Below are 14,338 nucleotides of genomic sequence, written 5' to 3' on the forward strand. Positions count from 1 at the left end.
TTGGGCTAGTTTTGTTTGAAAGGAAAGATACGGGTTACTCTTTGTAGATCGCTACCTGGCGTTGCATTCCTGTAGCGTCGCGGCGCAGGTAGCCGCGGAACATACCGGGCGTTGAAAAGGGCATTGCAATATTTCCGTCTTTGTCTACGGCGATCAGGCCGCCATCGCCACCAAGCGCGGGCAATTTTTCATTGATCAATATGTCAGCCGCTTTTTCCAGCGATTCATGGCCGAGTTCCATGCGGTCGCAAACGGATTTGGCGATTACAAGCCGGATAAAATATTCGCCCCAGCCCGTGCAACTGATGGCCGCTGTTTTGTTGTCGGCGTAAGTGCCTGCACCGATGAGGGGGCTGTCGCCTATTCTTCCGAATTTTTTATTGCTCATACCGCCGGTGCTGGTGGCCGCGGCCAGGTTGCCGTTGGCGTCGAGTGCTACTGCCCCCACCGTTCCGAACTTTTCCCCGGGTGCCAGGATAGAGGACGTTTTTTTACCGCTGCTGTCTTTGAGCGTTGCCAGCGAATCGCGGCGGCGTTGCTGTTGCCAGCTTTTCCGCCGGTCTTCTACGGAGAAATAGGCATTATCGACCTGTTGCAGTCCCTGCAGCCGGGCAAATTCTTCGGCGCCGCGCCCGGCGAGCATCACATGTGGACTTTTTTCCATTACTGCCCGGGCGGCGGAAATGGGGTTCCGGATGGTGGTCACTCCCGCGACGGCCCCTGCAGCCAGGGTTTTACCGTTCATGATCGAGGCGTCCAGCTCGTGGCGGCCTTCGGCTGTAAAAACGGCTCCGCGGCCGGCATTAAATGAAGGGTCATCTTCCAATACGCGCACCACCTGCTCAACCGCATCCAGGGCCGAGCCACCACTGTCGAGAATGCTGTAACCCTTGTCCAGTGCGCGGTTGAGGGCATCCAGCGCTTCCCTTTCCCGAAGCGGGTCCAGCTTGCCCCGCTCCAGCACGCCCGCCCCGCCGTGAATAACCAGCACTACCCGGGAAACGGGCCTGCCGGTCTTCTGGGCAAGCACATTTACCGACAAAAAACACAGGAAGACGATCCAGGTGAATTTCATAAAAACGATTTACGGCAATTTAGCCAATCCGGGCCGTTCCACAGCAACGGCATAATAATTCGTTAAACGGTCTAATTAGTTGGGTATCAAATTTGCCGTTGGTGGCTATTAAATTATTTTTACAAAATAATCAACCGGTCTGAAGAAATTTAAGAAGATAGTATTGTGGTTCTTTGCAACCCTGCTGATCCTGCTGGCAGCGGTTTGGATTTTTATCCAGACCCCTTTCGGGCAAAACTGGATCATCAGCAAGGTAACCAGCCGGCTTTCCAGTGATCTCAAGACCCGCATCTCCATTAAAAAGGTCGATTTCTCTCTTTTCGATAAAATGAACCTGAAAGGCGTACTGATAGAAGACCGTCAGCGCGATACCATCCTCTCCGCCGGCGAAGTAACGGTGCGCATCACCGACTGGTTCTTTCTCAAAAAAAATGTTGAACTGAAATATATCGGGCTGAAAGACGCCGTGATCAAAATGCAACGCAGCGAAGACTCCGTTTGGCGCCATCAGTTTATCATCGATTATTTCTCTACGCCTTCTTCCACAAAAAAGAAAGAAGGTGGCATCGTTCTTACCCTCAATGAAATTCAACTCGACAATGTCCGCTTCCGGCAGCAGGATGCCTGGCTGGGAAAAGACATGTTTGTCTACCTGCACAGTTTAAAACTGAAAGCCAGACAGGTTGATTTTTCCAGGCGCCTGATCCGGTTGGAAGATCTGAACATCAACAGCCCGCTGATCGCGCTTTCCAATTACAAAGCGAAAAAGCCACCCGTTCCGCAAGAAGCCGTCGTGGTCAATGATTCCGTTGCCTGGAATCCGCTCAACTGGGTAGTGCAGGCCGACAGACTGGACATCCGCAACGGTACATTTAAAAATGACAACTACGATGCGCCCTATGCAGAAGAAGGTTTTGACGGAAGGCACATTGATTTTTCCAGCATCAATACCAGTCTCCGCAATATCCGTTGGGAAAAAGACACCATTACCGGCGGTGTGGAACTTTCCACTAAAGAAAAAAGCGGTTTCGAAGTAAAACGGCTGACGGCAAAGATGAAAGTGACACCGCGCGAAATGGCTTTCAATGACCTGGAAATATTAACGCCGCGCAGTACCATCCGTCATTCGTTCCGCATGAGCTTCACCGACTTTTCGGAGATGGGTGACTTTATCAACAAAGTGCGGATGCAGGCCGACTTCACCGATACTTATCTCGATAGTGACGACATCGCTTTTTTTGCGCCATCGCTCAAAACCTGGAAGAAGAAGATCAATCTGCGGGGGCGCTTTGCGGGTACGGTGGCGGATATGGCGGCCCGCGACGTATTGATACAGGCGGGAGAACATACCATGCTCTCCGGCGACATCAGTATGGCCGGTCTGCCCGACATCAACCGCACCTTTATCGACTTTAAAGCAAATGATTTCCGTACTACCTACGGCGATGTAGCCGTATGGGTGCCGGCGATCAAAAAAGTAGAAAGCCCTGATCTGCGCAAACTGCAGTACGTGCGTTTCAAAGGAAGCTTTACCGGGTTTATCCGCGACTTTGTAACCTACGGGACCATCACGACCAATCTCGGCACTGTAAAAACCGACCTCAACATGAAGCTGCCTGCGGGGCAGCAGCCTGTTTACTCCGGAACTGTATCGACCGAATATTTCCGTTTGGGCGAATTCATCCGCGAACCGCTGCTTGGCGCAATCGCCATGGACGGCACCCTGAAAGGAAGTGGCTTCCAGGAAAAAAGACGCATTGCCACACTCGACGGCAAAGTACATTTTGTTGATTTCAACAACTACCGCTACCACAACATCACGCTTAATGGCAGCCTGAATAAAAAGGAATTCGACGGCCTCGTGTCCATCGATGATAAAGAAGCGCAACTAACCTTGAACGGCCTGATCGACTTCAACCAGCAACCGCCGGTATTCAACTTTCTTGCAGATGTAAAACGCGCCAATCTTAAAAACCTGAACCTGCTGGACCAGGATGTGGCGTTCACTGGTAAATTCAATGTGAACTTTACCGGCAGTAACATCGACAACTTTCTCGGTGATGCGCGGATCACGGATGCCACAATCACACGCGACGGTGTTCCGCTTCCCTTCGATTCACTGATCGTGTCGTCCTATATTGAAAATGATAAGAAGACCTTGCAGGCGCGTTCCAATGAATTCGATGCGAGGGTAACGGGAGATTTTTCGATCCGTGAGCTGCCGGACGCATTCAAACTTTTCCTGAATAAATACTACCCCGCGTATATCAAAGCACCGAAACATATCCTGGAAAAGGAAAGTTTTGAATTTGACATCACTACCGGTTATATCGAAGATTATATCCGGATTTTTGATAGTACGTTTACCGGTTTCAACAACAGCCACGTAGCAGGCAATCTCAATACCACTACCAATACGCTGGTGCTGAACGCGGAAGTGCCGCAGTTTAAATACCTGCAATACAATTTTGATGATGTAACGCTTACAGCAAATGGTACGGCAGATAGTCTGGGACTTTTCGGACGCGCGACCAATATCCGTATCGGAGACAGCCTCAACGTACCGCTCGCTTTGTTCCGTATAAATGCCCACAACGACACTTCGCAGGTGCGCATCTTTACCGGCGCCAACCAGGGCATCGACCAGGCGCGTATCAATGCCACAGTGCTCACCTACCAGAATGGTGTACGTATCGAATTTGAGCCCTCGAATTTTGTCGTAAATGGAAAAACATGGACGATCGATGAAACAGGCGAGCTGGAATTCCGCAACAACGTGCCGGCCAACGGACGATTATTATTAAGAGAAAGTGACCAGGAAATAACGATACGAACGCATCCATCAGACGTAGGCACCTGGAACGACGTGACGGTGGAATTGAAAAAAGTAAACCTCGGCGATATAGCTCCCCTGATCATGCCGCGTAACCGTCTGGAAGGATTGGCCTCCGGCACGGTGCAGATCGAAGACCCGACCGGCAAACTGCGTATCACTTCCGATGATTTCATTGCACAAAGCCTTCGCCTCGACAATGACTCGCTCGGCGATGTAAAGGCCACGGTATTGTATGATGGCGAAACCAAACAACTTTCCATCAAAGGCAATACGGTAAATGAACAGAACAGCCTCGCCTTTGACATGAAGCTGTTTCTTGAAAACAAAGAATCGCAACGCAACAATATCATTTCCCTGAAAGCAAATACGTTTGAGCTTAAATACCTCGAGCGTTTCCTGGGTACACTATTCTCTGACATCAGCGGTTACATCACCGGCAACTTCGATCTGAAAGGCTCGTTTGATCAGCTGCAGATTGCGGGTAAAGGGCAACTGAAAGATGCGGGCCTGCGCGTTAAATTCACGCAATGTTATTATAAAATTGAAGACCGGGAAATAGAACTCAAACCAACGGAGATCAATCTCGACGGCATCATCCTCCGTGATGTGGTAACGGGAAATCCTGTGTACCTGACCGGTGGCATTCAGCATCAGTCCTTCACTAATATGTTCTTCGATCTGAACGTCGGAACGCGCAAACCCGGCACGCTCGACGACGACAACAACCTGCCGATCCAGTTATTGAACACGACGTTCAACGACAATAAACAATTTTATGGTAAAGTAAAAGGCACAGGTTCCTTCTCTTTATCGGGGCATCAGTCCGACATGTATATGAAGATCGATGCGGTGGCTTCTACTACGGATAGCAGTTCGATCACTATTCCCTCTACGCAAAGCAAGGCATCGGGCATGGCAGATTTCCTGGTGGAAAGAAAATTCGGACGGGAAATGGTGGACAGCAACACAGGCAATGGCAATTCCAATGTAGTGTATGATGTGGACGTAACTGCCAACCGTATGGTAACGGTCCGCGTCGTGCTGGATGACCTGACCGGTGATGAAATTGAAGGCAAAGGCTCAGGTACGTTGAATATTCACTCCGGTACATCCGAACCGCTTTCTTTGCGTGGCAAATTTGATATCGAGGACGGGAAATATGTTTATACGTTCAAATCATTTTTATCCAAACCCTTCCGTATTGTCAAGGGCGGGAGTAGTTCCATCAGCTGGAATGGCGATCCGATGGCGGCTCAGATACAATTTCAAGCCCAATATGTGGCGGAGAAGGTAAGTTTTGCCCCCCTGGTAACCGGCCTCAACCTCGATCAGGCGATCGGCAGTCAGCGGGAAAATATCATCGTGGTGGCCCAACTGACAGGGCAGCTATTTAAGCCTGACTTCAAATTCAGCCTGGAGCTGGAACCGAACAGTAATGTCAACAACAACTTTTCCGTAACCAGCGCATTGGAGCAACTGAGGAAAAATGAAAATGAAATGGTGCGCCAGGTAACGTACCTGATCGTATTCAACAGTTTTGCTCCGCCCGAAAGCAACCAGGCAAGTTCATCCGGATTCGGCGGAGCGATCAACGAGCTTACTTATAATACCATCAGTAGTATCTCCGGCTTGTTCTTTAATGAAATAAACCGGAAGCTGAACTCAGAATTGTCCAAAATACTGAAGACGGATAACGTGTCGGTCAACTTCAGCGGCTCGGTGTATAACCGCAACCTGCTGAATCAGCCAAACAACAACTTTAATATCAACCAGAGTAATTTCAATGTGAACGTGCCGATCTCGATGTTCAAAGACCGGTTCATCCTTACATTGGGCAGTACGCTGGATGTGCCGTTGCAATCAAGTATCCAGCAGAACGTGCAGTTTTTGCCGGATGTAACGGCGGAATGGCTGATCAATGAAACAGGTACGATCCGGGCGAGCTTCTTCTATCGCCAGAACCTTGACTATCTTACCACATCGAGTTCGGGTGCTGCCCGGAACAAAAGATCGGGGGCCAGCATTTCTTACCGCAGGGAATTTGATAATCTCGGGGAATTATTGAGGGGACGTAAAAGAGCAGCCAGGAAACAGCAGGCCGCGCCACCACCGCCAAAGCAGGATAGTGTGGAAACCGTGCCGCCGGTGAAAGGGACAGGTGAATAGTGAATGGTGAATGGTCAATAGTGAATGGTGAATAGTGAATAGTTCGCCTTGGTTCGTTTATACACCTTTTACTTACCGGCTGTTTACTTATTACTTACTACTTATTACTTACTACTTCCCCTACAGTTCGTGTCCTAACTTCTCCTTCTTCGTTCTGAGATAACGTTCATTATGTGGATTGGGGCAAACCGCAATTGGTACATTTTCCACCACTTCCAGTCCGTAGCCCACCAGTCCTACACGTTTGCGGGGATTATTGCTCATGAGGCGGAGTTTTGTAACGTTGAGGTGACGGAGTATCTGTGCTCCGATGCCGTAATCGCGCTGGTCCATCTGGAAGCCGAGGTGAAGATTGGCTTCAACGGTATCCATGCCTTCTTCCTGGAGGCGGTAAGCTTTCAGTTTGTTGAGCAAACCGATGCCGCGGCCTTCCTGATTCATATAAAGAATGATGCCTTTGCCTTCTTTTTCCACCATTTCCATGGCTTTTTCCAGTTGCTCCCCGCAATCACAACGCAGGGAACCCAGGATATCACCGGTAAAACAGGAAGAGTGTACCCGGGTAAGTACCGGTTCGTCTTTTTCCCATTCCCCTTTGATCATGGCCAGGTGTTCGTTATTGGAATGTTTGTCTTTAAAGGCTACGAGTTTGAAATTTCCGTGTTTGGTGGGCATCTCTACCCGTACGATTTCCTCTATCAGCGAGTCGCGTTTGATGCGGTACTCAATGAGGTCTTTTATGGAAATGATCTTGAAATCGAACTTTTTAGCTACTTCCAGCAGTTCGGGCAGCCGGGCCATGGAGCCGTCGTCGTTCATGATTTCCACCAGTACGCCGCCATAAGGTGCGGGAAAACCGGCGAGTCGCGCCAGGTCTACGGAAGCCTCGGTATGTCCGGCGCGGCGGAGTACGCCGCCTTTTTTGGCCCGGAGCGGAAAAATATGGCCGGGACGGCCCAGTTCCAGCGGGTTGATAAAGGGATCGATCAGGGCGTGAATGGTTTTTGACCGGTCATGTGCAGAAATACCGGTTGTACAGCCATGTCCCAGCAGGTCCACCGACACGGTGAAGGCCGTTTCGTGGAGGGCGGTGTTGTTGCTGACCATCAGGTCGAGCCCGAGCTCATCACAGTGTTCTTCCGGAAGCGGTACGCAGATCAGGCCCCGCCCGTGTTTGCTCATAAAATTGACGATTTCCGGGGTAATGGCAGCGGCGGCACAGATGAAGTCGCCTTCATTTTCCCGGTCCTCGTCATCAACCACGATAATAATCTTTCCGTCACGGATATCCTGGATAGCACTTTCGATTGAGTGGAACATACTGTACAATTTATACAAAGGTAGGAACAAAAAAAAGTCTGTAAAGTTTACGGGCCGGAAAGCCCTGTCCCTGGTGTCATTATACTATCATAATTTGTTAATATTTGCTTATATTTAGTTGTAGAATATTCCCTTTCTTTGCAACCAAACATCGTAAACAAATCTTTATGCTTAAGAGAATTTTATTTCTTCTGGCAGTTTCATTTTTATCCGGGGCACTGTTTGCGCAGGTAACTACCAGTAGCATCACCGGTACTGTGAAATCCAGTAACGGGGAAGCGCTGGTAGGTGCAACCATTACCGCCATCCACACGCCCTCCGGAACCAGTTATGCCACCATTGCCAAAAAGGACGGAGTTTTCAACCTCGTTGGTCTGCGTATCGGCGGTCCGTACACGGTAACCGTCGGATTTACAGGCCAGCAGCCTCAGACTTTTGAAAATGTCACCCTTCTGCTGGGTGAATCGTACAACATCAGCGCCGTGCTCGGTACCGACGAAAAGGAACTGACCGGTGTGGTAGTAACCGGCCGCGGACGCAGAAGCGCCACTGAAAAGAAAGGCCTGAGCACGGTGGTTAACAGCCGTCAGCTCACTACGCTTCCCACCATCAGCCGCAGCATCACCGACTTTACCCGTCTGACCCCTCAGGCCAACGGTACTTCTTTCGGTGGTCGTGACGGACGTTACAACAACATCACCTTCGACGGTGCCAACCTGAACAACAACTTTGGTCTGAACGACAACCCGCTGCCCGGCGCCGGTAACAACCCGGTTTCCCTGGACGCGATCGATGAAATATCTGTAAACATTGCTCCTTTTGACGTTCGTCAGGGCAACTTTACCGGTGGTAACATCGCCGCTACGACCAAAAGCGGTACCAATACCGTTCACGGAACAGTGTATGGCTACATGCAAAACCAGGAAATGGTCGGTTATAAACTGAACGGCGACCGCGCACCCAAAGTACCCTTCAAATCGAAGATCTATGGTGCAAGCGTAGGTGGCCCGATCATCAAAAACAAAGTTTTCTTCTTCGTTAACGCAGAAAAAGAAACCAAACCACCTGCAGCGGGTATCACCTGGACGCCAACCGGCGGTTCCGGAACCGGTAACGTATCAAGCGTAACGGCGACCGATCTGCAGCGTGTATCTGACTACGTAAAAACCTTCGGATACGATCCGGGTGTTTACGACCGGTTCTCTGCTTTCAGCAACGAAAACCATAAAATCCTCGGTAAACTCGACTGGAACATCAGCCAGGCCCACAAGCTGACCCTGAAGTACAGCGATTTCAAAGGAACACAGGACTTCCTTCCCAGCCAGAGCGGCGGTATCAACGGTGCCAACAGCTCAGGCCTGGTGACTTACGGTCCTAAATTCTCCAACCGCGCTATGGGCTTCTCCGGTACTACTTACCAGCAGGAAGACATCGTGCGCTCCGGTGCACTGGAACTGAACAGCAACTTCAAAGGACGTTTCGCTAACCAGTTCCTGGCTACTATCACCAAAACGAGTTCTGACAAAATCCACCCTGGTGGTCAGTTTCCCTTTGTGGACATCCTCGTGGGTGGTGGTGACATCAACAACTACATCAGCGTAGGTAACGAACCTTTCAACGGTAATAACAACAGTGTTATCAACGATATCTACTCTATCACCGACAACTTCACCTACTTCGCGGGCAAGCACACACTGACTGCCGGCGTAAGCTATGAATATCAGAAAGTAGGTAATATGTTTATGCCCGGTTCTCAGGGATACTATGTGTTCAGCAGCGTTGACGACTTTGTCAACAACCGCGCTCCCCGCCTGTTCTCTCTTACTTATGCACTGGACGGAAGCGATGCCGTATACTCAGCCAACCTGAAAATCGGTCAACTGTCTGCTTATCTGCAGGACGATTACAACGTAAACGACCGCCTGAGAATTTCTGCAGGTGTGCGTATGGACAAGCCAATCTATCCTGAGCAGCCACTTGAGAACCCTTACATCACTAACCTGACTACGCTGACAGACATCAATGGCAACCCTACCCGCTACACAACCGGCGAATGGCCTAAATCACGTGCTTTGATCTCTCCGCGTATCAGCGCACGCTGGGACGTAGAAGGCAACAGACGCCTGATCGTTCGTGGTGGTACTGGTATCTTTACCGGTCGTATTCCTTTTGTATACCTGACCAACATTCCTTCGACGAGCTCAATGTATACATTTGGTACGCTGGTAACTCCTACTACACCCGGAGCCAACCTGAACAATTTCCTGTTCAACCCAAGCGGTACCGCTTACAATCCTTTCTACAACTCCAGTCTGCCCGCAAGCGTATTCCCGACCACTGCAGGTACATCTGCCCAATCGGCTTTCGCCCTGGCATCAAAGGATTTCAAATTCCCGCAGGTTTGGAGAACCAACGTAGGTATCGACAAGCAACTGGGTAAAAACTGGACCCTGACACTGGATGCGATGTTTACCAAAGACATCAATGCCGTGTACATGTTCAACGCCAACCAGAAAGCTCCTGACGGAACGATCACTACCGGTACAGTAACCCGTCCCCGCTACTCAGCTTCTACTTCTGCTGTACGCCGGATCAACACTGCTATCAACAATGCGATCGTACTCGACAACACCAGCAAGGGTAGCTCGTTCACCGCTACTGCGCAACTGGCTAAATCCTTCTCTAAAGGATGGTACGCTTCACTGGCCTATAACTATACTTACGCTGTTGACGTAACCGCTAACCCCGGTTCTCAGGCTGCATCAGTATGGGGTGCCAACCCTGCGCTGGGTACGCAAAACAGCCTCGAACTGTACTACTCTAACTTCGCAGTACCTCATCGTGTAGTAGGTAATGTTTCTTATCGCTTCGAATACCTGAAGCACCTGGGAACTACTATCTCTCTGTTCTATGAAGGCAGACACGGTGGTACCTATAGCTATGTATACAATGGTGACCTGAACAACGATGGCAACAACAGCTCTGACCTGATGTACATCCCTCGTAATCCTTCTGAAATCACCTTTGTAAACAGCTTCACTTATCCAAACGGTGTTACTTACACCAAAGCTGAAATGGAACAGATCTTCATGAACTACATCAACCAGGACCCTTACCTGAGCAAGCACAAAGGACAGGTTGCTGAGCGTAACGGTGCCAAAAACAAATGGTTTGACCGTGTGGACATGAAACTGGTTCAGGACATCTTCACCAAAATCGGCAAGCAGCGTCATACACTGCAGTTCACTGCTGACATCTACAACGTACTGAACCTGATCAACAGCGATTGGGGTGTACGTCAGATCACCACAGTAAACAACCCGCTGCAACTGGTATCTGTTACCGGCAACGTTCCTACGTTCCGTCTGACTACTTTCCAAAACGCTCCTGTTACAAAAACCTTCGTGAACAACGTGTCTACAAGCACATCATGGGGTATGCAACTGGGTGTTCGTTATATCTTCTGATCGAAACGATCCCGATAAAAAGAAAGGCTGCCTTTGGGCAGCCTTTCTTTTTAATGTGGAAATGGTAAACAGCCCCCTACGGCCGGCCCTTTGGGAGCCTCAGGCATCTCAAACCTGAGTATTAATTTATAACTTGAAACTTATTACTTACGCCCGAAGTATCGGGCGGCTGTTTAATTCTATCCCTTAAAAAGATGCCATTAAACTAACAACAGCAACTGTGCCTGCAGTAAATAGCATAAACAGGATACCGCCGATTTTGGAGCGCATAAAATAATCAGCAGAAAAATAAAGGGCAGAGAGACCTATTCCCCATACTACCAATGCAACAAAGAAAAACAAATCACCCAATCCGTATCCAAACGTAACTGATCCACTGAAGCCAAGCCAGATAACGGCAATCAGCCATAACAGAAACAAATAGTAGATAATGGAAGTGGCGATTTTCATTCAGTCAAAAGTAAAAAAACAAAATTCAAAAAAGCGGAAAGTGAATAAGGGAGTAAAACAGCTTGACCCAACCGCCTTGATTCGTGTATACACGAACCAAGGTGATAATTTACCAGCTATCGTAAAACCTGTAAAGACTACCACTGGCAAAGGTCCACTCAGGCGTATATAAGGGTTGCCCTTCCGCTGCTTTATACCAGGGACTGTTATCATCCGCGGGATTGCGGACAACATGCACATCCTGCGCCGGCATATAACTTTGCGCCAGCAAAAATATTTTTTCATTTCGGGCACTCGCGGCTACGTCCACCACGATCATGGCATGGCCGGGATAACCTCCTTCGATCCACACATCACCGGCACGGATATCCCGTATATTTTCCACACGCTGCAGGGACTGTTGCAAACTTGCCGTACCGCAATAAGAAAACACCACTCTCAAATACGCATCAAAACATTGACGCAGGTTGGTACACGCTGAACTGCTTTGTCGCTTTATCAGTTTGTTTCCCTGCAGATGATAACGAAACCCATTGCACCACTCAGCGAATGAAAGTACAGTCCTATCCGAAGCTTTAAAATTTATCCGCGTATACTCACCACGGTTAAAAAAATATTCCGCCCGCAAGCGCATCACCGCATCCGCGCACTGTTGCAGATTTTCCCTACCAACCGATACATCCAGCACCGCATATTGTGCGGATTGATTAGGCTTCTTTGTACCATTGTACAGGTAAACAATATTATCTTTTTTCAGGGAAACTTTTCGCAACCACGTGCCGAAGGAAGAATCTGACAAAACGAGACGGCTATAACCAGCCGGCACAGCAATTTCACCGATCGTATTCTGAGCAACCTTAGCGGGCCCGGATAAATTTTTATCAGCAGGAAGTTGAGAAGAGGATACTCCGGTACACGCTTGCATACTACTGAATGCCACCAGCAGGAAGAACAGTTGATTCATACACAGGTTTAGCAAAAGGAGATGACGCGGCTGATCTCTTCCATAAGAATGTCTGTTAAAGAAGGTTTAAACAGCCCTGGTTCTTTGCGTCTTTGCGTGAACCGATGCTCTTTTTCACGCAAAGCTGCAAAGTAAATAAGACGCAAAGAAAGGTATCGGAAACTGAGGCCAACGATTGACTCCCGAGACTTCGGGATGACCATTCACCTATTCACCATTCACGATTCACGATTGACTCCCGAGACTTCGGGATGGCCATTCACCTATTCACCATTCACCATTCACGATTCACGATTGACTCCCGAGACTTCGGGATGGCCATTCACCTATTCACCATTCACCATTCACGATTCACGATTGACGATTGACAATTCACTATCTTTATCCTCAACGATCTGACTATGGACATTGCCTACAACCTGAGTGAAGACAAAATGAAACAATCCCTCTCGGAAATGCGTCGCCGGCTGGAAAAAATTTATGAAGGCGGAGGGAAAAAAGCTATCGCGCGTCAACGCGAAAAAAACAAACTCACTCCACGCGAACGCATCGCTTATCTCACCGATAAAGACAGCACGTTTACCGAACTCGGCGCTTTTGCCGGTTATGAGATGTATGCGGAATATGGCGGTTGCCCCGCCGGTGGTACGGTTGCCGGTATCGGCTATGTAAGCGGGCGGCAATGCATGATCGTGGCCAACGACCAGACCGTAAAAGCGGGTGCCTGGTTTCCCATCACCGGTAAAAAAAATCTCCGTCTCCAGGAAATAGCGATGGAAAACCATCTGCCCATCATCTACCTGGTGGACAGCGCCGGTGTTTTCCTGCCGATGCAGGATGAAATTTTTCCTGATAAAGAACATTTCGGCCGCATCTTCCGCAACAACGCTAAAATGAGCGCCATGGGCATCACACAGATTGCAGCAGTGATGGGCGCCTGCGTGGCCGGCGGGGCTTACCTGCCGATCATGAGCGACGAAACATTGATGGTCACCGGCAACGGCTCCATTTTCCTGGCTGGTCCCTATCTCGTGAAAGCCGCCGTTGGGGAAGACATCGATGCCGAAACACTGGGCGGCGCAGCCACGCACACCGAACTGTCCGGTATAGCCGATTATAAATTCGACACCGAACAGCAATGCCTCGACCAGGTCCGCCGCATTATGTCGCTGCTCGGAGAAACTCCTCGTGCCGGCTTCGACCGCATCGAACCCAAAGCACCCGCAAAAGACCCGTCCGAACTATATGGCCTGTTCCCGCACGACGGCAAACCTTATGATATGGTCGACCTGATCGAACGCATCGTGGACGACTCGGCTTTTGATCAATTCAAGGAAGACTATGGTAAAACCATCGTATGTGGTTATGCACGAATTGATGGCTGGGCCGTGGGAATTGTGGCCAACCAACGCAAGATTGTGAAAAGCCGCAAAGGTGAAATGCAGATGGGCGGCGTTATATATAATGACAGTGCCGACAAGGCCGCACGTTTTATTCTTAACTGTAACCAGAAAAAAATTCCGCTGGTCTTTTTGCAGGACGTTACGGGTTTTATGGTAGGCAGCCGCAGCGAACATGCCGGCATTATCAAAGATGGTGCGAAGCTCGTGAATGCCGTGGCCAATTCCGTGGTGCCGAAGATCACCATCATTCTCGGTAATTCATTTGGTGCGGGCAACTATGCCATGTGCGGAAAAGCTTATGATCCGCGGTTTATCTATGCCTGGCCTTCGGCCAAAATTGCGGTGATGGGTGGTGAACAGGCGGCCAAAACCTTGTTGCAGATCCAGACAGCCGGCCGCGAAGTGGATGCGGCTGAAGAGAAAAAACTGCTCGATGAGATCAAAAACCGGTATGATACGCAGACCACTCCTTATTATGCTGCCGCACGGCTTTGGGTGGATGCCATCATCGATCCGCTGGCCACCAGGCAGGTTATTTCCGAAGGAATAAAGGCCGCCAACCAGAATCCTGTGATCCCCGAACTGAAATTAGGCGTGTTTCAGGTATAAAAACGACGGATTTTGCTTTTTTTCGGTACTTTAGCAGGCACGAAAAAC

7 protein-coding genes are annotated in these 14,338 nt (G+C 49.5%); 3 read left to right on the forward strand and 4 right to left on the reverse strand.

Annotation, left to right across the window (positions count from 1 at the left end):
* Positions 1-34 precede the first annotated feature (34 nt).
* Positions 35-1,075, reverse strand: a complete 1,041-nt coding sequence (locus H608_RS0105080; protein WP_028786727.1) for an isoaspartyl peptidase/L-asparaginase family protein — start codon at positions 1,073-1,075, stop codon at positions 35-37.
* Between the two features lie 163 nt (positions 1,076-1,238).
* Between H608_RS0105080 and H608_RS21340 the strand changes: the two genes are divergently transcribed.
* Positions 1,239-6,077, forward strand: coding sequence for a translocation/assembly module TamB domain-containing protein (locus H608_RS21340; protein WP_051268058.1), 4,839 nt, complete (start codon positions 1,239-1,241; stop codon positions 6,075-6,077).
* A gap of 120 nt (positions 6,078-6,197) precedes the next feature.
* Here the strand turns inward: H608_RS21340 and H608_RS0105090 are convergent, their stop codons facing one another.
* Positions 6,198-7,397 (reverse strand): bifunctional 3,4-dihydroxy-2-butanone-4-phosphate synthase/GTP cyclohydrolase II, encoded by a 1,200-nt coding sequence (locus tag H608_RS0105090; protein WP_028786728.1) that lies wholly within the window; start codon positions 7,395-7,397, stop codon positions 6,198-6,200.
* Positions 7,398-7,564: 167 nt separating this feature from the next.
* Between H608_RS0105090 and H608_RS0105095 the strand changes: the two genes are divergently transcribed.
* Positions 7,565-10,864 (forward strand): TonB-dependent receptor, encoded by a 3,300-nt coding sequence (locus tag H608_RS0105095; protein WP_028786729.1) that lies wholly within the window; start codon positions 7,565-7,567, stop codon positions 10,862-10,864.
* A 186-nt stretch (positions 10,865-11,050) separates the two neighbouring features.
* Here the strand turns inward: H608_RS0105095 and H608_RS0105100 are convergent, their stop codons facing one another.
* Together H608_RS0105100 and H608_RS0105105 are read right to left on the reverse strand one after the other, a co-directional pair.
* Positions 11,051-11,314: a hypothetical protein gene (locus H608_RS0105100; RefSeq protein WP_028786730.1), complete on the reverse strand. Its 264-nt coding sequence runs from the start codon at positions 11,312-11,314 to the stop codon at positions 11,051-11,053.
* Positions 11,315-11,423: 109 nt separating this feature from the next.
* Positions 11,424-12,278 carry a DUF4846 domain-containing protein gene (locus H608_RS0105105; RefSeq protein ID WP_028786731.1) on the reverse strand — a complete coding sequence of 285 codons (855 nt, stop codon included), beginning with the start codon at positions 12,276-12,278 and terminating at the stop codon, positions 11,424-11,426.
* Positions 12,279-12,679: 401 nt separating this feature from the next.
* Here H608_RS0105105 and H608_RS0105110 point away from each other — a divergent pair, with 401 nt between their 5' ends.
* Entirely contained in the window at positions 12,680-14,290 is a 1,611-nt protein-coding gene (locus tag H608_RS0105110; RefSeq protein ID WP_028786732.1) for an acyl-CoA carboxylase subunit beta, read from the forward strand.
* Positions 14,291-14,338: the final 48 nt, after the last annotated feature.

It is taken from the genome of Terrimonas ferruginea DSM 30193, assembly GCF_000425585.1.
Lineage (GTDB): Bacteria > Bacteroidota > Bacteroidia > Chitinophagales > Chitinophagaceae > Terrimonas > Terrimonas ferruginea.

What these genes read in the sequence shown, in the direction of transcription:
- H608_RS0105110 (WP_028786732.1), top strand. Translation starts at nt 12,680, where the DNA reads ATGGACATTGCCTACAACCTGAGTGAAGACAAAATGAAACAATCCCTC.
- H608_RS0105080 (WP_028786727.1), bottom strand. Translation starts at nt 1,075, where the DNA reads ATGAAATTCACCTGGATCGTCTTCCTGTGTTTTTTGTCGGTAAATGTG.
- H608_RS0105105 (WP_028786731.1), bottom strand. Translation starts at nt 12,278, where the DNA reads ATGAATCAACTGTTCTTCCTGCTGGTGGCATTCAGTAGTATGCAAGCG.
- H608_RS0105090 (WP_028786728.1), bottom strand. Translation starts at nt 7,397, where the DNA reads ATGTTCCACTCAATCGAAAGTGCTATCCAGGATATCCGTGACGGAAAG.
- H608_RS0105095 (WP_028786729.1), top strand. Translation starts at nt 7,565, where the DNA reads ATGCTTAAGAGAATTTTATTTCTTCTGGCAGTTTCATTTTTATCCGGG.
- H608_RS0105100 (WP_028786730.1), bottom strand. Translation starts at nt 11,314, where the DNA reads ATGAAAATCGCCACTTCCATTATCTACTATTTGTTTCTGTTATGGCTG.